General features: G+C 62.9%; 22 protein-coding genes. 19 read left to right on the top strand and 3 right to left on the bottom strand.

Annotation, left to right across the window (positions count from 1 at the left end):
- The first annotated feature begins 2 nt into the window (after window positions 1-2).
- Together BLW08_RS20250 and BLW08_RS20255 are read left to right on the top strand one after the other, a co-directional pair.
- Window positions 3-899, top strand: coding sequence for a carbohydrate ABC transporter permease (locus BLW08_RS20250; protein ID WP_254779987.1), 897 nt, complete (start codon window positions 3-5; stop codon window positions 897-899).
- 7 nt (window positions 900-906) lie between these two features.
- A complete protein-coding gene (locus tag BLW08_RS20255) occupies window positions 907-2673 on the top strand; it encodes a hypothetical protein (RefSeq protein WP_254779988.1) in 1767 nt (588 codons plus the stop codon).
- Here BLW08_RS20255 and BLW08_RS20260 read toward each other — a convergent pair.
- The gene (locus BLW08_RS20260) at window positions 2670-3398 is read right to left on the bottom strand and encodes a CPBP family intramembrane glutamic endopeptidase (RefSeq protein WP_091327607.1); all 729 of its coding nucleotides are present in this window, start codon (window positions 3396-3398) and stop codon (window positions 2670-2672) included. The genes BLW08_RS20255 and BLW08_RS20260 overlap by 4 nt on opposite strands.
- 51 nt (window positions 3399-3449) lie before the next feature.
- Between BLW08_RS20260 and BLW08_RS20265 the strand changes: the two genes are divergently transcribed.
- From BLW08_RS20265 to BLW08_RS20275, 3 genes are read left to right on the top strand one after another with little or no spacing between them, the layout of a single operon-like run.
- Window positions 3450-4394: a metal ABC transporter substrate-binding protein gene (locus BLW08_RS20265; RefSeq protein WP_091327608.1), complete on the top strand. Its 945-nt coding sequence runs from the start codon at window positions 3450-3452 to the stop codon at window positions 4392-4394.
- Window positions 4391-5125 carry a metal ABC transporter ATP-binding protein gene (locus tag BLW08_RS20270; RefSeq protein ID WP_091327611.1) on the top strand — a complete coding sequence of 245 codons (735 nt, stop codon included), beginning with the start codon at window positions 4391-4393 and terminating at the stop codon, window positions 5123-5125. The genes BLW08_RS20265 and BLW08_RS20270 overlap by 4 nt, the downstream gene beginning before the upstream one ends.
- A 3-nt stretch (window positions 5126-5128) precedes the next feature.
- Window positions 5129-5992: a metal ABC transporter permease gene (locus BLW08_RS20275; RefSeq protein WP_091327612.1), complete on the top strand. Its 864-nt coding sequence runs from the start codon at window positions 5129-5131 to the stop codon at window positions 5990-5992.
- 19 nt (window positions 5993-6011) lie between these two features.
- Here BLW08_RS20275 and BLW08_RS20280 read toward each other — a convergent pair whose 3' ends face one another.
- Both BLW08_RS20280 and BLW08_RS20285 read right to left on the bottom strand, forming a co-directional pair.
- On the bottom strand, window positions 6012-6881 hold the full coding sequence (locus BLW08_RS20280; protein ID WP_091327614.1) for a DUF4097 family beta strand repeat-containing protein: 870 nt from the start codon (window positions 6879-6881) through the stop codon (window positions 6012-6014).
- Window positions 6881-7387, bottom strand: coding sequence for a histidine kinase (locus BLW08_RS20285; RefSeq protein ID WP_091327616.1), 507 nt, complete (start codon window positions 7385-7387; stop codon window positions 6881-6883). Before BLW08_RS20285 ends, BLW08_RS20280 begins: the two co-directional genes overlap by 1 nt.
- A 201-nt stretch (window positions 7388-7588) precedes the next feature.
- Between BLW08_RS20285 and BLW08_RS20290 the strand changes: the two genes are divergently transcribed.
- The 14 genes from BLW08_RS20290 (at window position 7589) to paaZ (ending at window position 23793) form a co-directional block, all read left to right on the top strand.
- Complete coding sequence (locus BLW08_RS20290) at window positions 7589-9238, top strand: ABC-F family ATP-binding cassette domain-containing protein (RefSeq protein ID WP_091327618.1); 1650 nt, start codon at window positions 7589-7591, stop codon at window positions 9236-9238.
- A 140-nt stretch (window positions 9239-9378) separates the two neighbouring features.
- The gene (locus BLW08_RS20295) at window positions 9379-9726 is read left to right on the top strand and encodes a molybdopterin oxidoreductase (RefSeq protein ID WP_090816911.1); all 348 of its coding nucleotides are present in this window, start codon (window positions 9379-9381) and stop codon (window positions 9724-9726) included.
- Complete coding sequence (locus BLW08_RS20300; RefSeq protein ID WP_091327620.1) at window positions 9726-10679, top strand: NAD(P)/FAD-dependent oxidoreductase; 954 nt, start codon at window positions 9726-9728, stop codon at window positions 10677-10679. The genes BLW08_RS20295 and BLW08_RS20300 overlap by 1 nt, the downstream gene beginning before the upstream one ends.
- Before the next feature lie 151 nt (window positions 10680-10830).
- Window positions 10831-12294, top strand: a complete 1464-nt coding sequence (locus tag BLW08_RS20305; protein ID WP_090816917.1) for an amino acid permease — start codon at window positions 10831-10833, stop codon at window positions 12292-12294.
- Between the two features lie 274 nt (window positions 12295-12568).
- On the top strand, window positions 12569-13027 hold the full coding sequence (locus tag BLW08_RS20310) for an SRPBCC family protein (protein WP_090816923.1): 459 nt from the start codon (window positions 12569-12571) through the stop codon (window positions 13025-13027).
- A complete protein-coding gene (locus BLW08_RS20315) occupies window positions 13027-13683 on the top strand; it encodes a pentapeptide repeat-containing protein (RefSeq protein WP_091327623.1) in 657 nt (218 codons plus the stop codon). The genes BLW08_RS20310 and BLW08_RS20315 overlap by 1 nt, the downstream gene beginning before the upstream one ends.
- Before the next feature lie 141 nt (window positions 13684-13824).
- The gene (locus BLW08_RS20320) at window positions 13825-15051 is read left to right on the top strand and encodes a thiolase family protein (RefSeq protein WP_090816929.1); all 1227 of its coding nucleotides are present in this window, start codon (window positions 13825-13827) and stop codon (window positions 15049-15051) included.
- A complete protein-coding gene (locus BLW08_RS20325) occupies window positions 15051-15854 on the top strand; it encodes an enoyl-CoA hydratase/isomerase family protein (protein WP_091327626.1) in 804 nt (267 codons plus the stop codon). The genes BLW08_RS20320 and BLW08_RS20325 overlap by 1 nt, the downstream gene beginning before the upstream one ends.
- Window positions 15851-16714, top strand: coding sequence for a 3-hydroxyacyl-CoA dehydrogenase family protein (locus tag BLW08_RS20330; protein ID WP_090816936.1), 864 nt, complete (start codon window positions 15851-15853; stop codon window positions 16712-16714). Before BLW08_RS20325 ends, BLW08_RS20330 begins: the two co-directional genes overlap by 4 nt.
- Before the next feature lie 26 nt (window positions 16715-16740).
- Window positions 16741-17343, top strand: a complete 603-nt coding sequence (locus BLW08_RS20335) for a GNAT family N-acetyltransferase (protein WP_091327628.1) — start codon at window positions 16741-16743, stop codon at window positions 17341-17343.
- A gap of 81 nt (window positions 17344-17424) precedes the next feature.
- The gene (locus tag BLW08_RS20340) at window positions 17425-18153 is read left to right on the top strand and encodes a tyrosine-protein phosphatase (protein ID WP_091327631.1); all 729 of its coding nucleotides are present in this window, start codon (window positions 17425-17427) and stop codon (window positions 18151-18153) included.
- Window positions 18150-19166, top strand: coding sequence for a glycosyltransferase family 2 protein (locus BLW08_RS20345; protein ID WP_254779989.1), 1017 nt, complete (start codon window positions 18150-18152; stop codon window positions 19164-19166). Before BLW08_RS20340 ends, BLW08_RS20345 begins: the two co-directional genes overlap by 4 nt.
- Before the next feature lie 124 nt (window positions 19167-19290).
- On the top strand, window positions 19291-21495 hold the full coding sequence (locus BLW08_RS20350) for a peptidase associated/transthyretin-like domain-containing protein (RefSeq protein WP_091327635.1): 2205 nt from the start codon (window positions 19291-19293) through the stop codon (window positions 21493-21495).
- 198 nt (window positions 21496-21693) lie between these two features.
- Window positions 21694-23793: a phenylacetic acid degradation bifunctional protein PaaZ gene (paaZ, locus tag BLW08_RS20355; protein WP_091327638.1), complete on the top strand. Its 2100-nt coding sequence runs from the start codon at window positions 21694-21696 to the stop codon at window positions 23791-23793.
- Window positions 23794-24366 lie beyond the last annotated feature (573 nt).

Here is a 24366-nt window from a genome sequence, read left to right on the forward strand (position 1 = left end):
CCATGGCAACAGCTACCAAGATGCCCCCCACTGCTGCCCCGCGTGGAAGTGCCCCGCGGGGAAACCGCAGAGCCCGGGCCAACCCGAAGAAGATGTCCGCTCCGCTGACGGCCGTGTTGTGGGTCATTGTGGCCATCTATGCCCTCCCGCTGCTGTGGTTCCTCCTCAGCTCGTTCAAGCCGGGCAGTGAGCTTTTCAGTTATCCGCTGTCCATGCTTCCCCGTGAATGGACGTTCCAGGGGTTTGTGGATGCGTGGGAACGCGTTGATTTCGCCAGATACTTCCTGAACACTGCCACGGTTGCCCTGGTCACCACTGTGCTGACGGTGTTCTTCAGCGCCTGCACCGGCTACGCGCTGGCCAAGTACAACAACAAGGGCACACGGCTGTTTTTCGTGTGCATCCTGGCCACCACCATGCTGCCTACCGAAGTGATCCTTAATCCCACCTTCTCGGTGATCCGGGATCTGGGCCTCTACAACTCCCTGGCGGGCATCATTGTGCCGTCGGTGCTGACAGCCACCGGGGTCTTCATGTTCCGCCAGTTCTTCCTCACTGTTCCGGATGACCTGCTGCACTCTGCCCGGATCGATGGCGCGAGCGAGCTTGCCATTTTCTTCCGCATCATGCTGCCGCTGTCCAAGCCGATCCTGTTTACGTTGGCCATCTTTTCTTTCCAGTGGCGGTGGAACGACTACATCTGGCCGTTGATCGTGTTGAACGATCCCAAGTGGTACACCCTGCAGGTGGCGCTCCGGAGCATTGTGGGTGCGGAGAACATCGATTGGCCCGTTCTGCTGGGAGCATCGGTCATCTCCATCCTGCCCTTGGTGCTGGTCTTTGCGGTGTTCCAGAGATACGTACTCAATGCTGATGTCAGCGCCGGACTGAAGGACTAGTGCTCCGATGAATCATCACCTGGTGATGGAAGATGCCCCTGCTTTTATCAGCGGGTTGGTGGACGCCGCGGACCGCTCCATCGACACCCTGGTGGACGCGCCCGACGGCGGGGCGGCGGCTTTGGCGCATCGTCCCGCCATGGGCAGGTTGCTGGCCATGGCCACTGTCTACACCCAGCCCGACTCCCGCCACTACCTTTCGGCGGGGCTTCCCGGGCTGATGATGGGGTGCGTCGCACGGCTTGAGTACCTGCAAGGACCCACTGGCCTGTTCGACGGCACCAACCTGAGCTCCCCGCCGGACTCGGCCTTCACTATCAACGATGCGTGCATGGCCCTGGAGATCATGGATGCGCCCGCTGGACTTTCTGCCGGCGGCGGGCTGGCCGAGATCGCCACCCGGCTGCGCGCCGTCGTCGGACGTATTACCGACGCCCTGCTCACAGGGGGAGTGCACACGCCCAACCATCGTTGGGAGCTGTGCGCCGCGCTGGCGCGGATACATTCCCTGCATCAGTCCGAAGGTGTGCCCCGCCCGGAGATATTGCAGCGCATTGACCAGTGGCTTGCCGAAGGAGTCGACCAATTGCCGGACGGCATGTACTCCGAACGGAGTCCCCTCTATGCCAGTGCGGTGACCAACCCGTCCTTGGTGGCCATTGCCGACCACGCCAACAGGCCTGAACTCCTGGAGCACGTCCGGGCCAACCTGGCCGCCTTCCTGCCATGGTTCAGCAGTGATGGCGTCACGGAGTCCTTGTTCTCCCGGCGCCAGGACCAGTGGTTCCGTTTCAACGGCGAGGCCTTTCAGCTGTTGTACCGCAGGCTCGCCAGCCAGGACGGTAACGGGGACTTTGCCGCAGCTGCGGCCTGGCTCCGGCAGTTTCCGTTGTTGGAACCGGCCAAGGCGTTGGCGAGGACCCGTCTGGACCCTTGGCTCCACCTCCAGCTGCCTGAGCGGGAATCGGCGTTGGGCGGCGGAGAGCTCCCGGCGGCAATGACCCCCGGCCATGCTGTCCTCTCAAGCTGCGGGATCCACCGTTACCGCGAGGCCCGCTGTGTGGCTACCATCTTTGGCGGCTGCGACGACGTAGCCTCCGGTGTTGGGTCGGGACTCGCCAGCAATCCCACCTTCCTCCGGTTCGCCCACGGCGACGCGGTGTTGACGGATGTACGGCTCTCCAGGAGCTTTTTTGACCTTGGCCCATTCCGCAGCCAAGGGGTCACCCTCCGCGGTTCCGGCGTTCGCCTGACCGAGGACGTTTCGGCAAATTTCTACCTGCCCCTTCCTGTTGATAAGCACCGGGAGGACGGCCTCTACGCGCTGGGTCATGAGGGCAGGTTCAGCGCGGGCATGGACTTCGGGAACCGGCCTGCCGTGGAGCACCGCCTGGCCACATCCATTACGGTGATCCCGCAGATGGCTGAAGGCACGGTGGAACTTGAGCTGGGCTTTGAGGGTGCACACACATCGTTCGCCATCGAGTTGACGTTCAGGCCGGGTGGTTTGCTGTCCGGGGTGGAGGAGGAGACCCGCGGCCAGCCAGGCGCCTACCAGTTGACGACAGGGACAGGGGAGTACCGGGTGGGAGAGGACGTGATCGAGTTTGGTCCCGGCATCGCGGCCGACGCGGACAACCCTCCGGCTTACAACCCTGGGGAGGCGTATCGCTACCTGGCGGGCACCAATGCAACGGACGGCGTGAAGGTTTACATCACCGGGAGGACGTCGGGGAGCGTCCGCTTGGCGATAAGGGGGAGGAGTGTGTCCTAGCTGGGCAACAGTTCGGGCGGAATGGCGTAGATGAGCACCACCGCCATGAGGTTCTTGGTGGCATGGACAAAGTAGGAGAACATCAGGTTCTTTCCGGTCCAGACGTAGACCGCAACCAGCACCACGGCCATGCCCAGATAGGGTGCCAAGGCAGATAACGCCAGGCCCTCCCGGCCCACCACGTGGATGGAGGCGAAGACCAGCACGGAGATGGCGCAGCACACCCAGATGTTCAGATACCGTGACAACTTGCCGATCAACAGGTGCCGGAAGAGGTATTCCTCAACGAACGGTCCAAGGATCACCAGCAGCGGCACCATCAGCCATGCCGGTACCTGCTGCAGCAGGCCCTGAATGCCCACTTGGTTCTGCGAACTTTGGGCGGTGCCGAACGCCGCCACCAGGATGGCCGTCAAAATCAGCATGACCACGATGGCGAGGGGGACCATGCCCAGCGTGAACCACGGACGGGTGCCCAGGATCCTGAGGTCGCGGCCGGCCACGCGCCAAGCAGACGCCACCGCGAATATTCCGACGCCGGCATAGAAGATCGCGTTGACGGCGTAGGACGCCGTGGCGGGGTCGGCAAACAACTGCAGCATCAGCCGTTCCACCCCTTCGCCGTCAAGGGTGAAGTATGCAGTGAAGCCAAGATAGGCGGCCACGGCAATGGCATCGAGGGCAGAGAACCTGTACAGAGTTGCCTTGGTGGAAAGAGTGCCCATGTGACCAGCCTAGCTTTGCTGGAAGAGCCTCGCTTGGCTACACTTTTCGGTATGCCTAACTTTTTGTTTCGGTGCGCCAAAGACGTCCGCCGTTTCGCCGCCGCAGCTGCCGTCCTGGCTCTCGGGCTGGGGGTATCTGCCTGCGGCGGCAATTCCACCGCAGGTGGGGATGACAGACCAGTGGTGCTCACAACATTCACGGTGTTGGCCGATGTGGCCGGCAACGTGGCCGGGGACAAGCTCCGCGTGGATTCCATCACCAAGGCCGGTGCGGAAATCCACGGTTACGAGCCAACGCCGGGAGATATCCGCAAAGCCGCCCAGGCCGACCTCATCCTGGACAACGGACTCAATCTTGAGGCCTGGTTTGCTCAGTTCGTGGAAGACCTGGACGTACCCCACGCAGTGGTGAGCGATGGAGTGGACGTCATGCCCATCGCCGAGGATTCGTACCAGGGGAAGCCGAATCCGCACGCGTGGATGTCGCCCAAGAATGTCCAGATTTACGCCAACAACATGGCCAAAGCCTTCGCCAAGCTGGCACCGGCCCACGCCGCGGAGTTCGAGGCCAACGCGAAGGCCTACAACGCGCAACTCCAAAGCGTTCAGGACGAAATGGTGTCCAAATTGTCCGTCCTCTCGGAGAATCAAAGGGCGCTGGTCACCTGCGAAGGGGCGTTCTCCTACCTGGCCCGCGATGCCGGTCTCAAAGAGGTCTACATCTGGGCTGTCAACGCGGAGCAACAGGCCACGCCGCAGCAGATCACACGGGCCATCGGGTTCGTGAAGGACAACCAGGTTCCAGCCGTGTTCTGTGAATCCACTGTTTCGGATGCGCCCATGCAGCAAGTAGTGGGCGCCACGGACGCTACGTTCGGTGGGACGCTGTACGTCGACTCGCTGTCCGAGGCAGATGGTCCCGTTCCCACCTACCTGGACCTGATACGCCACGACGCGAAAGTCATCACCACGGCACTCACGGGAGGAAAGCCATGAGCACTCCGGCCATCTCTGTTGAGAATGTCACTGTCCACTACGGTGAGGTCCTCGCCCTGGACTCGGCCTCCCTGACGTTGGAACACTCGCGCATCTGCGGTTTGGTGGGCATGAACGGCTCGGGAAAGTCCACGCTTTTCAAAGCAATCATGGGCATGGTGAAGCCCGACTCCGGACGCGTGCTCATCAACGGGGAACCGCCCATGAAGATGCGCAAGGAGGCCGGCATTGGCTACGTCCCCCAAAGCGAGGACGTGGACTGGGCCTTCCCGTTGTCCGTCCGCGATGTGGTGATGATGGGCCGTTACGGGCACCTTGGATTCACGCGCCGGCCCCGCAAAGCCGACCGGGACGCCGTCGAGCATGCCTTGGAACGCGTGGAACTCAGCGAGTTCGCCGACCGGCAGATCGGTCAGTTGTCCGGCGGACAGAAGAAACGCGCCTTCGTGGCCCGGGGCATCGCCCAAGGGGCCACCATGATGCTGCTGGATGAACCCTTCGCGGGCGTAGATAAACGTTCAGAGGCCACCATCACCAGGCTCCTCCGCGAACTGGCTGAGGACGGCGCCACCATCCTGATCTCCACCCATGACCTCCATGCGCTTCCGCAACTCTGCGACGAAGCCGTGCTCCTGATGCGGAAAGTGCTCATGCACGGGAGCCCGGAGGTGGTGCTCCAGCCGGAAAACCTTGCCATGGCCTTCGGCCTCGACGTCATGAACAGGGGCTAGGCCATGGAATTTCTCCTGGAACCGCTCACCTACGACTTCATGGTCCGCGCGCTGGCAACCACCGCCATCGCCGCAGTCGTTTGTGCCGTCCTGAGTTGCTGGCTGGTCCTGATCGGGTGGTCGCTGATGGGTGACGCCGTCTCCCACGCGGTGCTGCCCGGCGTCGTCCTCGCCTACATCGTCGGTGCGCCGTTCGCCCTGGGTGCCCTGGTGTTCGCCCTCATTGCGGTGACGTTGATCGGCGTGGTCCGCAATACCAGCCGGGTGAAGGAGGACGCTGCGATCGGGATTGTGTTCACCTCGCTGTTTGCGCTGGGCCTGGTGCTGATTTCCGTGACTCCCAGCCAGACCGACCTGAACCACATCATCTTCGGAAACCTGCTGGGCGTCAGCGTGCCGGACCTCATCCAGGTGGTGGTCCTTGGGGTGGTGGCCTTCGCGATCCTGATCCTCAAACGCCGGGATCTCACGCTCTACGCTTTCGACCCCACGCATGCCCACGCGATCGGACTCTCGCCACGCAGACTTGGCGCATTGCTCCTTGGCCTGCTGGCCCTGACCTCGGTGGTGGCACTGCAGACAGTGGGCGTGGTGCTGGTGGTCGCCATGCTGATCATCCCCGGCGCAACGGCCTACCTGCTGACGGACCGCTTCTCCCGGATGCTGGTCATCGCGCCGGTGATCTCAGTGGTGTGTTCCGTGGCCGGTATCTACCTGAGCTACTACCTGGACACAGCCTCGGGCGCCATGGTGGTCCTCACCCAGGGCGTGGTGTTCGCCGTCGTGTATCTTTTCAGCCCCCGCCAGGGACTGATCGGAACGCGTCTGGCGAAAGCCCGCCGGAAGCGGCTGCTGGCCGCGGCCTGAGCGCTTGTTCTCCGGCTCATCACCGGTGATCGGCGGCTGCGGGGGCGCGCGTCACTGTGATGTCGCCGTAGGCATTGCGGGCGCGGATCTCCACCTGGTCCGTAGACCCGCCCGGCCCCTGGGTGGCGTCCAGAGCGTTGTGGACCCGTCCATATTTGGTGTTGAGGTCAAGCCAGGCCGCGGTGCCTTCCCGCACGCCGATGGACAAGGTGCCCGCCGCAGTCTGGACGGTGAGGGTGCCTGCAGAAACGTCGCCCACCGTGATGTCACCGTTGGATGCCTTGATGGTGGTGGATGTCCCTGCCCGTTCCAGGGTCACGTCGCCATTGGCGGCGCTGATGCTGAGCTCGCCGGCGGCAGCCGTGATGTAAGTGCTGCCATTGCCGTTCTTGATCGTGGCAACACCGTCGATTTCCCGGATGCGGATCTTGCCGGAGCCGGTTTTGATCCTGGACCGTCCTGAGGCGCGTTCCACCGTGACGTCCCCCATCCCTGTGTGGGCACGGAGCTCGAAGCAATGGTCGATGTGGATGTGGCCCAAGTCGGTCTTCACGTCAGCGGTGCTGAATTCGCCTTCGCAACGGAGATCGCCCATGCCCGACTTCAACTCCAGGCTGCAGCCCACGGGAACTTCCACGGTGACCTCCACGGCGCCACCATCACTGAACCACGTGTGGCGGATGGCGGGATGAAGCCGGACCTGCAAGCGGCCATCCGAGTAATCCACCGTGGTTTGCTCTGCCATCTTGGCGTCCAAGGCACGTTTTGCTTTCCGTGGCCGGACGGTCACTTCGGTGTCCTCGCGGTCGCGGGCCACCACCCAGATGTCGGCGCGGACTGAAACATCAACCACGACGGCGATGGGTTGCGGAGTCTGAAAGGTTGCCATTAGCGTGCCCATCCTGTGAAATTTTGTTCGCCGGGTTCGCGGCGCTCTTTCCGTTGGTTCGGCCGGCCGTTCAGGGCATCAGCGACAGCCCGGATCAGCCACGAATTCACGGACAGCCCCGCTTTGCCGGCTGCCTCTTCGACGTGTTGCTTGAGGTGATCCGGGAGCCGGAGCGTGGTACGGGAAGTGTTGGTCCCATCAAAATCCTCGACGGCCAAGGCTGGCTGCCGTGGTTCCAAGATGGCCTCGAAGTCGTTGACTGTGGGCGGATTGCTCACCACGAATTCCGGGTCGCGGCCGCGGAGCCTCACCTCCACGGAACCGGGGGCGAGCTCCAGCGTGATTTCACGTGCGGCGTCGGACAGGGCTTCCAGGAGGACCAATCTCACCGTTGATTCAAGGGTCGCGGTAAGCCGCTCACTGAGTGCGCGGGCTTCCGGACCCCCGGCTTCTGCGGCGGTGTCCAGTTGGCGTTGGACTGCGGTGACGTACTGGTTGAGCTGCATGACACCATTGTGACGCCATTTTGGTGTCATGCCAAGGGCTTCTTGCCGGGAATGGTGCCATCCGTGGCGTCTCGGCTTGACGGGTCCGCTTTCGCCGGGCAGGCTGGAGCGATGAAGTCTTGAGCGCAGCCCCACTTTCGGCTGCATCCCCAGTACCCCCATGGCTTTCTGCCACCCACTGCGGACTTGCGAGGATTCCTCTTGACTGACCACCTTCACCTTTCCGGCGTTTCCCACGGCTACGGGGACCGCAAACTTCTGCACAGCGTTGACCTGGTCATACACCACGGCGAACACGTCGCCATCGTGGGGGAGAACGGCGCAGGTAAATCCACGCTGCTCCGTCTGATGGCCGGGGTAGAGACGCCCGACGACGGCACGGCGGGTTTGTCAGGCAACCCCGGCTACCGCGTGGGCTACCTCGCCCAAACCCACGGACTTGCTGAGTCACTGACCGTGGGTGATGCCATTGATGCTTCCCTCAATGCCCTGCGCTCCTTGGAAGACCGGATCGCCCAACTTGAACGAGACCTGGCTGACGCCGACTCCGAGGACCTGGAACTCTACGGAAGCCTGCAGACGGAGTACCAGCTCCGCGAGGGCTACGCTGCCGAATCCCGGGTGGAAGCAGCGCTGGACAAACTGGGGCTGGGAGGCCTGGACCGGCGTCGAACGCTTGGCTCTTTGTCCGGCGGCGAACAGGAGCGGGTAGCGCTCGCCTGCCTCCTGGCCGATCCGGCGGAGGCGTTGCTTCTGGACGAGCCCACCAACCACTTGGACGCGAACGGCACCGCTTGGCTGGAGTCGAGGTTGGCCGCACATCGCGGGACGGTGGTGGTTGTCTCGCACGACCGCGTCCTGCTGCGGAAAGTAGCCACCACCATCATTGAAGTGGATGCCGACCGACGGTCTGTGAACCGGTATGGGAACGGCTACGAGGGCTACCTCCGCGAGAAAGCCGCAGAACGCGCCCGCTGGATCCAGCAGTACGAGGGGTGGCTCGATGCCATGGCCGCTGAACGCCTCCAGGCCGCCACGGTGGCAGACGGCATGGGCTACGGTCGGAAGCGCGACAACGACAAGATGGCCTTTGGTTTCAAGGCGGGGACGTGGCAGAGCGCTGCGGCCAGCAAAGTCCGGAATGCCCAGGAACGGCTCCGGAGGCTCGAAGAAAACCCTGTGGACCGGCCACCCGTTCCACTGAAGTTGGCAGCACCGTTGGGAGCAGTGGCCGTTGCCGCGAACCAACCTGCGCTGGAAGCCCATGGCATCAGCGTGGCCGGGCGGCTCCAGCCCACGGACTTCAGGGCGGAGGCCGGGCAGAAGGTCCTCATCACCGGCCCCAATGGTGCCGGGAAGTCCACGCTGCTCTCGGTGTTGACGGGCAACCTGGAACCCGAACAGGGGTCCGTTAACGTCCACGGCAAGGTGGGTTACCTGCAGCAGGAACTGGAAGTGCCGGCCAGGCCAGGCCTGCGATTGCTGCCGGCGTTCGCTGCGGGCCTGGGCGGCAACATTGACGAACACGCCGAAGGGCTGCTGCGGCTGGGCCTTTTCCGACCCGCGGAGTTCCACGTGCCGGTTGGCGGACTCTCGGCGGGGCAGCAACGCAGGCTGGCGCTGGCCCGCCTGCTTCTGGGCGGGTACCGCACCATGATCGTGGACGAACCCACAAACCATCTGGCACCCGTACTGGTGGAACAACTGGAGGCGGCGCTCGCCTCGTTTGCCGGAACCCTCGTGATCGTCAGCCATGACCGCGCACTGGCGGACTGGTTCGATCACTGCGCCCGCCCAGCGCCCGCTGGCACCTGGGTGCGTTACGGCATGCAGGGCGGCAGCTTGCTGTAGGCCCTGCTGCTGGTCTCCTACAAGGTGAGCACCCGGCAAGGCGACCGTAACAGCGTGGACTGCACCCGGAAACACAGCGGCGAGCATCCTGAAACAACGGAAGAGCACCATGGAAGGACGCTGGCCGAAAGGATGTGTCCGTGATTTCCCAGAACCTCTTCCTCCAGGGCATTTACCACTTTGAAGGCACCGGGTTGGAGAAGCCGGTACCCATCCACAGCGAGCTCTCCCACTTTGTCCCTGACGGCGTGGTCAATCAGACCCTGTACTTCCGCGGCGGCAATTCCAGTGCCGAACTGATCACCGTTGTCCTCATGCGCGACCGCATCCCGATGCGCTATTTCCCCATTGGCGCGAAAGGGGACGTTCATGTGCCCCTGCGGGTGGTTGAAGACATCGACGGCGGTTCGGTCATTGAGCTCTTCGTCGTGGCGCCCGCCGGAGTCCGGGGAACCGTGGTGGTGGACCTCGGCATGGTGGAGTTCTGATGGCCACGCAGCTGGTGGTCATCGGCAATGGAATGGCCGGGGCCCGCGCTGTGGAGGAGATCCTGGCCAGGGGTGGTGGGGACCTTTTTGAGATCACCATGATCGGGGAGGAACCCCACGGGAACTACAACCGGGCCATGCTTGGCCACGTCCTGTCCGGCCAGGCGGACGACGCCGACATCTTCCTCAACGCGTTGCCGTGGTACCGGGAGAACAACATCACCCTCTATTCCGGGGTCCGGGTTGACCGCATCGACAAATTCAGCAGGCATGTTTTCGCCGCGGATGGTCGGGTGGTGCCCTACGACATCCTCATCATTGCCACTGGCAGCCGCCCGTTCCTGCCCCACATCAGCGGGCTCTACTCGCCCAGCGGAAGTGTGCGGCAAGGGGTCTTCACCTTTGGGTGTCTGGAGGATGCCCGCAAGATCATCCGGTTCGCCCGCCAGGAGAACCATCGGCGGGCCGTGGTGATGGGGGACGGGTTGCCCGGGCTCGAAGCGGCCCGGGGACTGCAGGCCCGCGGCCTGGACGTTGCCATGGTCCACCCGGCGAGCCGGGCCACCGCTGTGCTGGGTTCCGCGCGGGTCACCGGGATGAGCCTCCGCGACCAACCCGACCTCGACTGCGACATGGTGATCATCACCGCAGGCAGCAGGCCCAACGTTGCTCCCGCCGTCGTCAGCGGACTGGCAGTAGAGCGGGGAATAGTGGTGGATGATCACCTGCGGGTGCTGGACGAAGACGATATTTACGCCGTGGGGGAGTGTGCCCAGCACCGCGGCGAGGTGTACGGGACGGTGGCGCCATTGTGGGAGCAGGCTGCTGTCCTGGCAGATCACGTGACGGGTTTTGACACGTCGTCGCAGTACCTGGGTTCGCCTGTTCCGGAGTGGGCTCCCGGGCCTCTTGTTGCCTGCGTCACGGGCATTGGGGTTAATCCCGTAAGATAGACGGGTTGCGCGAACCTTCGATGTTCTGCGTTCTTTGTCACACTTCGGGATCCTCAAACGAGGAAAAGCTCGAATTTTGTGTGCCAAAGCCGCCTGTGTTCCGGCATGGGCGTGACCCCAACAGCAATACCCCAACCCACAAGGAACAGCTGTGCCGCAAAGTACTCCCACAGATCTCCAGAGCTCCAAAGCCTCATCCGCAGCTGCGGGCTCAACCCTCAGCGCTGAGGGATACCAGAAGACCCTGAGCCGCCGCCACGTCACCATGATCGCCATGGGTGGCGCAATCGGCGTCGGCCTGTTTATGGGTGCCGGTGGCCGTCTGGCCTCCACCGGCCCGGCCCTGATCTTCTCCTACGCCATTGCCGGCGTCATCGCTTACCTGCTGATGCGCGCCCTCGGCGAACTCATCATGTACCGCCAGACCTCCGGCTCCTTCGTGAGCTACGCCGGTGAAATGTTCGGCAAGAAGGGCGCCTTCCTGTCCGGATGGATGTACTTCATCAACTGGGCCATGACGGGCATCGCCGAACTGATCGCGATCGGCCTGTACTTCCAGTTCTTCTTCCCCAATGTGCCCATTGAACTGTCCGCCATTGCCGCATTGGTGCTGCTGGTGGCCGTGAATCTGTTCAGCGTCAAGGCGTTCGGCGAATTCGAATTCTGGGCATCCTGCCTCAAGGTCGCAGCAATCGTGATCTTCCTGGCCGTGGGTACTTTCATGGTTGTCACCAACGCCAAGGTAGGCGACGGAAACGCGTCTGTGGCCAACCTCTTCCACGAAGACGGCGGCATGTTCCCCAAGGGCGGCCTGGTGATGATCCTGGTCCTCAACGCCGTGATCTTCGCCTACAACGCCATCGAACTCGTCGGCATCACCGCTGGCGAGATGGAAAACCCGGAACGTGAAGTTCCCAAGGCGATCCGCGCCGTCGTTATCCGTATTGTGGTTTTCTACGTTGGTTCGGTGACGCTGCTCGCGATGCTGCTGCCGTCCGACCAGTACGTGGCCGGCACCTCGCCGTTCGTTACCGTGTTCGGGCAGATGGGTCTCGGCTGGATGGGTGACGTCATGAACATGATCGTCATCACCGCCGCGCTGTCCTCCTGCAACTCGGGCCTTTACTCGATCGGCCGCATCTTCCGCACCATGGCCAACAACGGCCACGCCCCGCAGTGGCTCACCAAGATGTCCACCCGCCACGTCCCGTACGCGGCAATCCTGGCCATCGGCGGCGTGTACCTCGTCGGAATCCTCCTCAACATCTGGCTGGGCGGCTCGCACGCGTTCGACCTCGCTCTGAACACCGCCTCCATCGGCGTGATCTTCACGTGGGGTTCCATCTTTGCCAGCCAGATCGCCTTGCGGAAGAAGCGTGGCAAGGTTTCCAGCCTGCCCATGCCTGGTTCTCCGTGGACCAGCTGGTTGGGCCTGGTTGCCCTGCTGGCGATCACCGTGCTGATCGGTTTCGACTCCATGACGGACAAGGAAACCGGCGAGGTCTTCCTGCTGGGCCTCTGGACCCTGGCCACCATTCCGTTCTTCGCCTTGATCCTGTGGCTGGGATGGCAGAAGGTCAAGAACAACGAACCCAAGAGCGAGCTGTTCAGCTAACTCCCACTGGGCGCGGGTTCCGCCGCGTAAATGTTCCACAGCGTAAACGCTCGACGGCGGGTGCCTCCTTTGCGGGGCGCCCGCCGTTTTGTGTTGTGGGGCCTGCTGTGCGCCTTTGGCGGGGCGTGTGGGGCGCAGAGCGGGCCTGGCAAGGGGTGGGTGCTGTGTTGTGGGGCCTGTTGTGCGCCTTTGGCGGGGCGTGTGGGGCGTAGAGCGGGCCTCGCAAGGAGCTCGTTCGGTTGGGAGTGTCAGGGGGCAGGTCTAGGCTCGATGTATGGAACACACCACCACCCTGACGCAGCACGTCAATGCCAGCCCGGAGAAGGTCTGGGCCGTCCTTTCGGACATTCCAGGTTCGGCCGGCACGCTGTCCGGCATCAACGCAATTCAAATGCTCAGCGAGGGCCCGTACGGTGAGGGCACCCGCTGGAAGGAAACCCGCACCATGATGGGCAGGCAGGAAACGGTCGAAATGTGGGTGTCCCACACCGACCCGCCCCGAAGCACCACCATCAAGGCGCTCCAAGGCGGCGCGGACTACACCACGCGCTTCAACCTGTCCGAGCGCGACGGCGGGACGGACCTCACCATGACGTTCGGCGCGGAGGTCATCAAACCCACCGTTGTCAGCAAGGTCTCCATGGCCTTGTTCGGGAAAATTGGTATGAGCATGACCCGGAAAGCCCTGGCTAAGGACTTGTCCGAGATCGCGGCGAAAGCGGAATCGCTCTAATGGCGGCAGCGAAGGTTGCAGCGCCCAAGATTTCGCCGGTGCGTTTGGATGAACTGCGCGACGACGACGCTCCGGACTTCCAGCGTGGCGAACGGTATGACGGTGTCAGGTTCACCAAGGTCTCCGCTGATGGGGAAGAGCTGAGTGGCTCGGATTTCATCGAGTGTGAGTTCAACGGGGTCTCCTTCAATGAGGCCCAGTTGCGCGGAGCAACGTTCCGTGAGTGCGTCCTTGCCGAGCCGTACGCTCCGGTGTTTACCGCGGCCCGGAGTTCCTGGCAGGACGTGGAGATCAGCAACCCGCGGTGGGGGTCGGCCGAACTTTATGAGGGCAATTGGCGGTCGGTCCGAATCGACGGCGGCAAGCTGGATTACGTGAACCTGCGGGGGTCCAAGCTCATGGATGTTCAGATCTCCGACTGCATCATCAACGAGCTCGATCTTGGAAACTGCGCGGGGACGCGGGTGGCCCTGAAAAACTGCACCATCGGGTCGTTGGACGTCACCGGAGCCAAGTTGAAGGACGTGGATTTGCGGACATCTGAGTTCCGCGGAATCAACGGTTTGGCCGGTCTGGCGGGCGTGGTCATCGATGACTATCAGCTGAGCCTCATGGCGCCGCTGTTGGCCGGTCATTTGGGGATCCGGGTGGTTTGATGGTGGGGCGGGCCGGGGCAGGCTGTCCTTCACTGAGGGCTTCATCTGTTGACCGGCCCGCTGTGCCGTGTAATCTTTATAGAACGAACGGTCGGTATATTATTCCGGACCGGCCCCTTTCACTTCGCGAAGGATGTTCTCATGGTCGAGGCTTTTCTTGTTGGCGGCGCACGCACGCCTGTAGGTCGCTACGGTGGGGCACTGTCCTCCGTCCGCCCGGACGATCTTGCAGCACTGGTGGTCAGGGAAGCCGTGGCCCGTGCCGGCGTCGATCCTGACGCCATCGACGAGGTTATCCTCGGCAACGCCAACGGCGCAGGCGAGGAAAACCGGAACGTGGCCCGCATGGCAACCATCCTGGCCGGACTTCCCCTCCACATCCCCGGCATCACCGTGAACCGCCTCTGCGCCTCGGGCCTGAGCGCCATCATCATGGCAAGCCAGATGATTAAGTCCGGTGCTGCGGACATTGTGGTGGCCGGCGGTGTCGAGTCCATGAGCCGTGCTCCGTGGGTCCAGGAAAAGCCGGCCACAGCCTTCGCCAAGCCGGGCCAGATTTTCGATACCTCCATTGGCTGGCGCTTCGCCAACCCGCTCTTCACCAAGGGCGAGCTCTCCCGCGACGGCAAGATGACCTATTCCATGCCGGAAACGGCCGAGGAAGTTGGCCGGGTGGACAACATCTCCCGCGAGGACGCCGACGCCTTTGCGGTCCGTTCGCACGAACGCGCGCTGGCGGCCATCGCCGGGGGTCGCTTCAAGGATGAGATCGTTCCGGTCACCGTGAAGACCCGTAAGTCGGAGACCGTGGTGGACACTGATGAAGGTCCCCGGTTGGGTACCACCATGGACGTGCTGGCTGCGCTTCGGCCCGTGGTGCAGGGTGGCTCCGTGGTGACGGCCGGCAACTCTTCCACCCTGAATGACGGCGCATCCGCAATCATCGTCGCGTCCGAGGCCGCCATCAAGAAGTTCGGCCTGACGCCCCGCGCACGCATCGTGGACGGCGCATCGGCCGGCTGCGAACCGGAAATCATGGGAATCGGCCCGGTTCCGGCCACGCAGAAGATCCTGGCACGCACGGGCCTCACTGTGGACCAGCTCGGCGCTGTGGAACTGAACGAAGCGTTCGCCACGCAGTCGCTGGCGAGCATGCGCCGCCTTGGCCTGGATCCCGACATTGTGAACAACGACGGCGGCGCCATCAGTCTGGGGCACCCGCTTGGTTCCAGCGGATCACGCATCGCCATCACGCTGCTGGGCCGGATGGAGCGCGAACTCGCTTCCGCCACCGGACCGAAGCTTGGTTTGGCAACCATGTGCATCGGCGTCGGCCAAGGCACCGCGATGCTGCTGGAAGGCGTGTAATGGCCCTGGATCCGAAAGACTTCACCACGCTCCTCATCGAGGAACGCGACGACCGCCTGACGGTTCTCTTGAACCGTCCCGAGGTCCGCAACGCGATCGACCAACAGATGGTGGATGAGCTCCACCTCGTGTGCGCTGAGCTGGAGCGGAACCCCAAGGTGCTGATCATTGCCGGCACCGATGGCGTCTTCGCCTCGGGCGCCGATATTGGGCAGCTGCGCGAACGCCGCCGCGATGATGCACTGCAGGGGATCAACTCCACGATCTTTGTCCGCATCGCCAAGCTGCCCATGCCCGTCATCGCGGCCCTGGATGGTTACTGCCTGGGCGGCGGGGCTGAACTTGCCTATGCAGCCGACTTCCGAATCGGCACGCCGAGTGTCCGCATTGGTAACCCGGAAACCGGTCTGGGAATCCTGGCCGCGGCTGGTGCCAGCTGGCGGCTCAAAGAGTTGGTCGGGGAGCCGAAGGCCAAAGAAATCCTCCTGGCCGGCGCCGTACTCCGCGCCGAAGAAGCCCTGCGCATCAGCCTCATCACCGAGATCCACGAGGCCCCGGAACTCATGGACGCAGCGCACAAGCTCGCTGACCGGATCGCTCGCCAGGACCCCTTGGCCGTACGCATCACCAAATCCGTCTTCCATGCCCCGGCTGAAGCCCACCCGCTGATCGACACACTCGCCCAGGGAATCCTGTTTGAGTCCCAGGCCAAGTTCGATCGCATGCAGGCATTCCTCGATAAGAAATCGGCCAAGGCTTCTCCGGATACGGCCGCTACCACGCAAGACAGGACCCAGAAATGACAGCAGTTCCCGCCATCCCGCACGTCGTTGGAGTCTTGGGTGGTGGCCGGATGGGTGCGGGCATCGCACACGCGTTCCTCACCAAGGGATCCACGGTCATCGTGGTGGAACGCGATCACGAGGCAGCTGCCGGAGCCCAAGGCCGCGTGGCTGAAGCCGTAGCCAAGTCCGCCGCCCGTGGCACCCTGAGCGAAACCCCGGATGAAGCCATGGCCCGCTTCAGCACCTCAACGGACTACGAGTCGTTCATCCACTGCGGACTGGTGGTGGAGGCAGTGCCCGAGGACTTCGACCTCAAAGTCACGGCACTGAAAGCTGTGGAGGAACACTTGTCCGCTGACGCTTTCCTGGCCTCCAACACGTCTTCCCTGTCAGTGACCGGCCTCGCCAACGAACTTCGCCGTCCCGCCAACTTCGTGGGACTTCACTTCTTCAACCCTGTGCCCGCTTCCACCCTCATTGAAGTGGTGCTGGCCAAGGAGACGTCTCCCGAACTCGCTGAAGCGGCGAAAAGCTGGACCGAGGCACTCGGCAAGACCGCCGTCGTCGTTAATGACGCACCCGGCTTTGCGTCCTCAAGACTTGGCGTCGCCATTGCCCTTGAGGCCATGCGTATGGTGGAGGAAGGTGTGGCTTCCGCGGAGGACATCGATGCCGCCATGGTCCTTGGCTACAAGCACCCCACTGGCCCGCTGAAGACCACCGACATTGTGGGCCTGGATGTCCGGCTCGGCATCGCTGAATACCTGCACTCCACGCTGGGCGACAGGTTCGCACCGCCGCAGATCCTCCGGGACAAAGTGGCCCGCGGTGAACTCGGGCGCAAGACGGGCAAGGGCTTCTTCGACTGGACCGACTAAACCACGCGGGCGGTTAGGCTATCCGGGTGACTTCAATCGAACCCATCACCCTGACCGGACAATTCGTGACGCTGGAGCCGTTGAGCCAGGAACACCATGACGGGCTGGTGGATGCGGCCCGCGACGGCGATCTCTGGAAGCTTTGGTACACGTCCGTTCCTACCCCGGACGGTATGGCCGCCGAGATTGAGCGGCGCCTGGGTCTGCAAGCTGAAGGATCCATGCTGCCGTTTGCCACCCGCTCCAATGCAACCGGCAAGCTCATCGGCATGACCACCTACATGAACATCGACGCCGTAACGCCGCGCGTGGAAATCGGCTCAACCTGGAATGCTGCCTCGGCCCACGGCTCCGGGACCAACCCGGACTCCAAACTGCTGCTCCTGCGGCATGCCTTCGAAACGCTGGGCTGCCCGGCTGTGGAGTTCCGCACTCACTGGTTGAACCAGCAATCCCGTGACGCCATTGCGCGGCTTGGCGCCAAGCAGGACGGCGTGCTGCGCAACCACTCCCGCAGTGCCGACGGTGCTCTCCGGGACACAGTGGTGTTCTCCATCCTGGAGCACGAGTGGTCCGCGGTGCGCAACGGGCTGGAGTTCCGGTTGGCCAAATACCGCGCCAAGGGCTGAGCTTTCGACACTCAGCGCAGGTCCAAGTCCCTGGACGCAACCCCTCGGCGAGCCCACGGTCCATGTGCTTAGCTGGCTCCTATGGATGGGACAACCAGCGTCCACTGGGACGGGGCCGTGAACGCCTGGCGGATCGCCGGGGATGTGTACCGGATGGGCCGGCACGAGTGGGTCACCGAGGCCGGTTGGCGGCAAATGTACGACGACGGCGTCCGCACCGTGATTGATCTCCGCGCCTCGGGCGAGCGTCATCTACGCGATACCGATCCCGAGGTGCCGGAGAATGTGAAGGCGCGGATCGACGTCGTACATTGCCCCACGGAGGATCCGGACCATAGCCGCTTCAGCGAGCTGTTCGGCCCCTACCTGAAGGAGCCGTCGCAGTACCGGGACTATTTGGAGCTTTTCGGAGAAAAGGTCGCGGCGGTGTTTAAGGCCATTGCCGCGTCACCGGGAAAAGTAGTGGTTCATTGCTCAGCGGGCAGGGATCGCAGCGGCGTCATCGCATTGATACTGCAGAAGTTGGCGGGGGTCGACGATGACCAGATCGTGCACGGCTACGAGCTGGCCGCCCGCGGGATCAACGAGCGGCATCGTACCCACGGTGCGCCACACGCCCATGATCCGTACCTTGCCGAGGACGATCTCGAGGCGATGCTGGCGCAACGGCGGACAGGCCTGCGGGAGCTCCTTGCTTCGTTCGACGCGAGCGGTTTCCTGGCAGTCAATGGCGTCTCGGCACATCAGATCGAGGCGGTTCGGGCGAAGCTCACGTCCGGTGACTCCCGCGCTGCTACCATGCAGGATTGATCACACTTCCCGAACGGAATGGACCTGCCATGAATGCCGGTGCCCGCGTCACCATCGTGACCCGAACCAAGAACCGCCCGATTTTCCTGGCCCGCGCCCTGGACGATATTTTCGGCCAGACCTTCCAGGATTTCGAGTTGGTGATTGTGAACGACGGCGGCGACCCGGCCGACGTCGATCACCTCACCTCCCAGCGTCCGGAATCCGAACGGGAGCGCATCACCACTCTCCACCACGCCGAATCCGTGGGCATGGAGGCAGCGTCCAACGCAGGCATCAAAGCCGGCTCAGGCGACTTCATTGTCATCCACGATGACGATGACTTTTGGGCACCGAACTTCCTGGCGAACACGGTGGCTTATCTGGACGATCCTGCGCATGGCGCCGAGAGCGGTGTCATGGTCCGCACGGAGATCGTCATCGAAGAGTTGGTGGGGGACAGGATTGAGCCGATCCGCCGGGAAATCTTCTGGGCGGACATGCGCCAGATAACGCTTGCGGACATGCTTAGAATCAACCGGGCCGTCCCCATTTCCTTCCTGTACCGCCGCAGCCTTCACGACGCCGTGGGCTACTACAACGAGGACCTGCCCGTGGTGGGCGACTGGGAGTTCCACCTGCGGGTCCTGAGCCACTCACGCGTGGGGTTCCTGGACGGTGATCCGTTGGCTTTCTGGTCGCAGCGGCCCGAATCCGAGGGGCATGACGGCAACAGCATTTTCGCGAAGGCCGCAGAGCACGCACGTTACGACGCCTTGGTGCGCGATGACCACCTCCGCGATGGAGTCGCCCAGGGCGGTCTGGGCGCGATGCTGTACGTGTCCCGTGTCCTTGCTGAGCAGGAGGAGCTGATCCGGGCCCAGCAGCGCCGCCTCGACGAATCCGCGGCGAAGCTTGACCATGTGCTGGAGCGCCTGGACGCCCTCAACGCCACCGTCATTGCGAGGACCAGCGTGGGGGAATTCCTCAAGAAGCCCTTGCTGTTGGCGAAGAAGCTGGGTGGCAAGGGCTAGTACGGCCCGAAGCCTTCTCTCACTTCACATATCTGCGGCGTTTCGACTAACCCGTTTGGTGCACTAGGATCGCGACGGGTCGCCAACTCTGCGACCCCTTCATTCGCATGAAACTGGGGGACCCATGAAGGGTATTGCTCGCGGCCGTTTTCGGCTCGCTCTCGCTCTGTTAGGAGCACTTGTCCTGGGTGCACTGCCCGCCGGGTTCGCATCCCCGGCGTTTGCAGCGGCAACGGGAAGTATTTCAGGAACGGTCACTGTTCCCGCGGGCGTGGATGTGACCAGGATTGACATCGCCACCCTGGAGGGACCAAGCCAGGAAGACGTTCGGCCGGATGCGGACGGAAAGTTCACCTTTCCGGCACTGGTCGCCGGGCAGTACAAACTGCAATTTTCAGAGGCTGGACACCCGATTCAGACGCTCTCCACCTTCTATGGGGGCTCTACCAGGGAGCAGGCGACAGTGGTTGTTGTGGCCGAGGGCGCGGCTGTCACTGGCATCAACCAGACCATGCGTATGGGAGGTGCCATTGCCGGTAAGGTGACCGTTCCCTCCGGAGTCGATCCGACAGCGGTTACCGTGATAGCCGAGGGCCCCGGTGGCACGAGTTCGGACACTGTCACCGCCGACGGATCCTACGTGGTGAAAGGGCTTGAAACGGGTGGGTACAAAGTTGCCTTCTTCTACGGAGGAACATCGTCGCCGGTCCTGAACTCGTACTACCCGAATGCTTCCAGAGAGACGGCAACTTTGGTTGCTGTCACCGAAGGATCCACTGTTAGCGGCATCAATGAGACGCTGAAACCAGCAGCAACGATCTCCGGAAAAATCTCGGTTCCGGCTGGAGCTGCCGCCTATAACGGCCAGGTCATGGTGGAGGCCGGGCCGGACTTCACTAAGAATGACTTCGCTGGCTCAGCCTTCCTCAGCTCGGACAACGCGGGAAACTTCACTATTGGTGGCCTCAAAGCAGGAACGTACAAGCTCCATTACCGCGCTTATGACGACACCTGGGCCACCATGTGGCACAAAGGTGTCGCCGACCCCGCCAACTCGCCATGGATCACCGTGACCGACGGACAGAAGCTCACCGGAATCCAAGACTCTGCAGTGGCAGCTGCCAGTATCGCTGGTTCCATCGCTGGTGCCCCGGCGCCGGGGCAAGTACAGAATGGCCCCGGTATGAGCATCACCGCGGTGACTGCAAACGGAACCGTGGCTTCTTCCACGGTCATGGAGACGTCGCAAACGACCTACGCGCTGAAGAACCTGCTCCCCGGATCCTACAAAATCCAGTTCAACCGGACCCTCGGATTCGTATCCGCGTATGAGGCCCAGTCGTACAGGGATCTTCCCGAGTCCAGTGGCACCGCTAATGCGACACCTGTGACGGTTGCTGCCGGACAGGGTGTCTCCAACATCAATGCAACGGTTCGCTTGGGCGGAACACTCACAGGCAAGGTGCTGGGCTCCAACGGATCTCCGTTGTTCGACACCCGGGTCAACGTCTACACGAAGGACGGGTTCCTTGTGACGCGCCGTGCGTACACCGCGCCTGACGGCACGTTCAAGGTCACTGGTCTGACCACGGGGTTGTACTTTGTCTCGGCTGAGCCTGCGGGCCAGTCCGGACCGATTTTCTCCGGGAATGTTCTTACTGAGGCTAATGCCAGGTCGGTTGCTGCCGCCGTGGGTCAGAATTCGGATATTGGGACGTTGAGCTACGCCACGGCGACGCAGGGTGCCCGGGGTTTTGATGATGTTCCGTTGGGGGCGCAGTTCCAGGATGAGATCCAGTGGTTGGCGGATAAAGGCATTTCCACGGGGTGGGAGGCCAATGGGTCCCGGACGTATCAGCCGTTATCTCCGGTGAACCGTGATGCGATGGCGGCGTTTATGTATCGGTTGGCTGGGAAACCTGATTTCACGGCTCCTGCCGTGTCTCCGTTCAAGGATCTGCCTGTGGGTACGCAGTTCTACAAGGAGATCACCTGGCTTGCGGACAAGGGGATTTCCACGGGGTGGGTTGAGGCCGATAAATCCAAGACGTACCGTCCGTTGCAGCCGGTGAACCGTGATGCGATGGCTGCTTTTATGTATCGCTTGGCGGGGGAGCCTGAGTTCACGGCGCCGAAGGTTTCGCCGTTTGTTGATGTTCCGGTGGGTGCGCAGTTCTACAAGGAGATCACGTGGCTTGCTGCGCAGGGGATTTCCACGGGCTGGGCGGAGACGGGCAACGCTAAGTCGTTCCGTCCGTTGCAGCCGGTGAACCGTGACGCGATGGCTGCGTTCATGTTCCGCTACAACACCAAGTTCGGCGCCAACTAGGCTCGGCGTCCAACAAGGGAAACGAAGGGTCGGCTCTTTGCCAAAGGGGCCGGCCCTTCGGCGTTCCGGGAAATTACTGCTGTACTCCTCCGGGCATTCATGTACCCTGTATATATTACCGAACGGCCGGTCAGTAATGTTGGCGCCAGTCAGCAGTGACCGTGCCGATTTCACGTGCCTTGGAAGGACCCGTCGACGATGACCACTACCGCAGTCGCCCCGGAAACCACAGCCGTTGCAACCGTCCCCAGCTACGTTCAGGATGCCTGGTGGACCCCGGCGCCTGACGCCAAGAAGGTCCCGGTCCGCGATGCCAGCACCGGAGAAGTCCTGGCCAACGTGAGCACCGACGGACTGGACCTTGCCGCCGTCGTGAATTACGCACGCACCACAGGCCAGGCTGAACTTGGGAAACTGACGTTCCACCAGCGTGCCCTCAAGCTCAAGGAGCTTGCCCAGTACCTCAACAGCCGGCGCGGGGAGCTGTACGAGTCCTCTTCGCAGAGCGGTGCCACCAAGATCGATAACATGATCGACATCGACGGCGGCATCGGCGTGCTCTTCACGTTCGGCTCCAAAGGGCGCCGCGAACTGCCCAATTCGCAGGTTGTTGTGGACGGCCCCATGGAAGTCCTGTCCAAGGACGGCTCCTTCGCCGGCGAGCACATTTACACCCGTATTCCCGGCGTCGCAGTGCAGATCAACGCCTTCAACTTTCCTGTGTGGGGCATGTTGGAGAAGTTCGCTCCTGCGTTCCTGGCCGGTGTTCCCACCATCGTGAAGCCGGCGACGCCCACGGGCTACGTCGCCGCTGCGGCAGTGAAGGCGATCGTTGAGTCCGGCATCCTGCCGGCCGGCTCCATTCAGCTCATTTCCGGCTCCGCGCGCACCATCCTGGACGAACTCGACTACCGCGACCTCGTATCCTTCACGGGCTCGGCGTCCACCGCCAACTCGTTGAAGAGCCACAGCAACGTAGTTCAGGGCGGCGTCCGTTTCACGTCCGAGACCGACTCCCTGAACGCCGCCATCCTTGGCCCCGACGCTGTGCCCGGTACGCCGGAGTTCGAGGCCTTCGTCAAGGCCGTCGTCACCGAGATGACCGTTAAAGCGGGCCAAAAGTGCACTGCCATCCGCCGGATCATCGTCCCGCAGGCGCTGACCGCCGAGGTCGCGGCCGCTGTTGGTGCCCGCATCAACGAGCGCGTGGTGGTGGGCGACCCCCGTGCGGAGGGCGTCACCATGGGCGCCTTGGCCTCACTGGAGCAACTCGCGGACGTTCGTGCCGCCGTTCAGTCAATGCTCGACGCCGGTGGTGAGCTCGCGTACGGATCTCTCGACGCGCCGTCGGTCACCTCCGTCGGCGGCGCCGTCGGTGTGGTGGAGGACGGCGCCTTCATGTCCCCGGTCCTCCTGAGCTGGGCCGACGCCGAAACCGAAGAAGTCCACTCGCTGGAAGCATTCGGACCTGTGTCTTCGGTGATCGGCTACTCGGATCTCGCCGACGCCATCCGTTTGGCGGCGCGCGGTTCCGGTTCCCTGGTGGCTTCCGTGTGCACCAACGATCCTGCCGTGGCCCGCGAACTCGTCACCGGAATCGCCGCACACCACGGCCGCGTCCACATGCTCAACCGGGAGGACGCCCGCTCGTCCACCGGTCACGGCTCACCCGTTCCGCACTTGGTTCATGGTGGTCCCGGCCGCGCTGGTGGCGGCGAGGAACTGGGCGGCATCCGCTCAGTACTGCACCACATGCAGCGCACGGCCATCCAGGGCTCCCCGAATATGCTCACTGCTGTTACCGGTCAGTGGCACACCGGAGCCGATCGCAACTTCACGGTGGAGACCGAGGGGGAGCACCCCTTCCGGAAGCACCTCTCCACTCTCCGCATCGGCGACGCCGTCCGGTCTGAACTCCGTGAGGTCAGGCTCGAGGACATCACTGCCTTCGCCAACTCCACGGGCGACACCTTTTACGCGCATACCAACCAGGAGGCCGCCGAAGCCAACCCGTTCTTCCCCGGCATCGTGGCCCACGGCTACCTGCTGCTGAGCTGGGCGGCGGGCCTGTTCGTGGAGCCTGCGCCGGGCCCCGTCCTGGCCAACTACGGACTGGAGAGCCTGCGCTTCATCACGCCTGTTGCAGCCGGCGATTCCATCCGGGTGACACTGACGGCCAAGAAGATCACGCCTCGCGAAACCGACGAATACGGTGAAGTTGCCTGGGATGCCGTCCTGACCAACCAGAACGACGAAATCGTAGCCACTTACGACGTCCTGACGCTCGTGGAAAAGTAACCCTCTCTCACCGATCGTGGTGTTTGGGTGGATGCTCTCTCACCGATCGTGGTGTTTGGGTGGATGCTCTCTCACCGATCGTGGTGTTTGAGCGGATGCTCTCTCACCGATGGTTGTGTTTGAGCGGATGCTCTCTCACTGATGGTTGTGTTTGAGCGGATGCTCTCTCACTGATCGTTGTGTTTGAGCGGATGCTCTCTCACCGAACGACGAACGCTTCCCCACATCGTCTTGTGGGGAAGCGTTTTGCGTTCCAGGCGCTGCAGCCTCAGGCGGGGATCGACGTCGACAGTCGACTAGCGCTCCGGCGTCATCTGCCCTTTTGGTGAAAGAAGGCTCCGTGGGAAAAAGAGGTCAGGCTGGGAACGCTCTCTCACCAATCGACGAACGCTTCCCCACATCGACTTGTGGGTAAGCGTTTTGCGTTCCAGACCGCTGCGGCCTCAGGTGGGGCCCGTTAGGTGAGAGAGGGTTCGCCGATGGGGCCCGGTGGGTGAGAGAGGGTTCGCCGGTGGGGCCCGGTGGGTGAGAGAGGGTTCGCCGGTGGGGCCCGGTGGGTGAGAGAGGGTTCGC

Source organism: Arthrobacter sp. cf158, from assembly GCF_900106835.1.
GTDB lineage: Bacteria > Actinomycetota > Actinomycetes > Actinomycetales > Micrococcaceae > Arthrobacter.

What these genes read in the sequence shown, in the direction of transcription:
- BLW08_RS20250 (WP_254779987.1), top strand. Translation starts at nt 3, where the DNA reads ATGGCAACAGCTACCAAGATGCCCCCCACTGCTGCCCCGCGTGGAAGT.
- BLW08_RS20255 (WP_254779988.1), top strand. Translation starts at nt 907, where the DNA reads ATGAATCATCACCTGGTGATGGAAGATGCCCCTGCTTTTATCAGCGGG.
- BLW08_RS20275 (WP_091327612.1), top strand. Translation starts at nt 5,129, where the DNA reads ATGGAATTTCTCCTGGAACCGCTCACCTACGACTTCATGGTCCGCGCG.
- BLW08_RS20280 (WP_091327614.1), bottom strand. Translation starts at nt 6,881, where the DNA reads ATGGCAACCTTTCAGACTCCGCAACCCATCGCCGTCGTGGTTGATGTT.
- BLW08_RS20300 (WP_091327620.1), top strand. Translation starts at nt 9,726, where the DNA reads ATGGCCACGCAGCTGGTGGTCATCGGCAATGGAATGGCCGGGGCCCGC.
- paaZ (WP_091327638.1), top strand. Translation starts at nt 21,694, where the DNA reads ATGACCACTACCGCAGTCGCCCCGGAAACCACAGCCGTTGCAACCGTC.
- BLW08_RS20330 (WP_090816936.1), top strand. Translation starts at nt 15,851, where the DNA reads ATGACAGCAGTTCCCGCCATCCCGCACGTCGTTGGAGTCTTGGGTGGT.
- BLW08_RS20265 (WP_091327608.1), top strand. Translation starts at nt 3,450, where the DNA reads ATGCCTAACTTTTTGTTTCGGTGCGCCAAAGACGTCCGCCGTTTCGCC.
- BLW08_RS20285 (WP_091327616.1), bottom strand. Translation starts at nt 7,387, where the DNA reads ATGCAGCTCAACCAGTACGTCACCGCAGTCCAACGCCAACTGGACACC.
- BLW08_RS20270 (WP_091327611.1), top strand. Translation starts at nt 4,391, where the DNA reads ATGAGCACTCCGGCCATCTCTGTTGAGAATGTCACTGTCCACTACGGT.
- BLW08_RS20320 (WP_090816929.1), top strand. Translation starts at nt 13,825, where the DNA reads ATGGTCGAGGCTTTTCTTGTTGGCGGCGCACGCACGCCTGTAGGTCGC.
- BLW08_RS20325 (WP_091327626.1), top strand. Translation starts at nt 15,051, where the DNA reads ATGGCCCTGGATCCGAAAGACTTCACCACGCTCCTCATCGAGGAACGC.
- BLW08_RS20340 (WP_091327631.1), top strand. Translation starts at nt 17,425, where the DNA reads ATGGATGGGACAACCAGCGTCCACTGGGACGGGGCCGTGAACGCCTGG.
- BLW08_RS20315 (WP_091327623.1), top strand. Translation starts at nt 13,027, where the DNA reads ATGGCGGCAGCGAAGGTTGCAGCGCCCAAGATTTCGCCGGTGCGTTTG.
- BLW08_RS20260 (WP_091327607.1), bottom strand. Translation starts at nt 3,398, where the DNA reads ATGGGCACTCTTTCCACCAAGGCAACTCTGTACAGGTTCTCTGCCCTC.
- BLW08_RS20350 (WP_091327635.1), top strand. Translation starts at nt 19,291, where the DNA reads ATGAAGGGTATTGCTCGCGGCCGTTTTCGGCTCGCTCTCGCTCTGTTA.
- BLW08_RS20310 (WP_090816923.1), top strand. Translation starts at nt 12,569, where the DNA reads ATGGAACACACCACCACCCTGACGCAGCACGTCAATGCCAGCCCGGAG.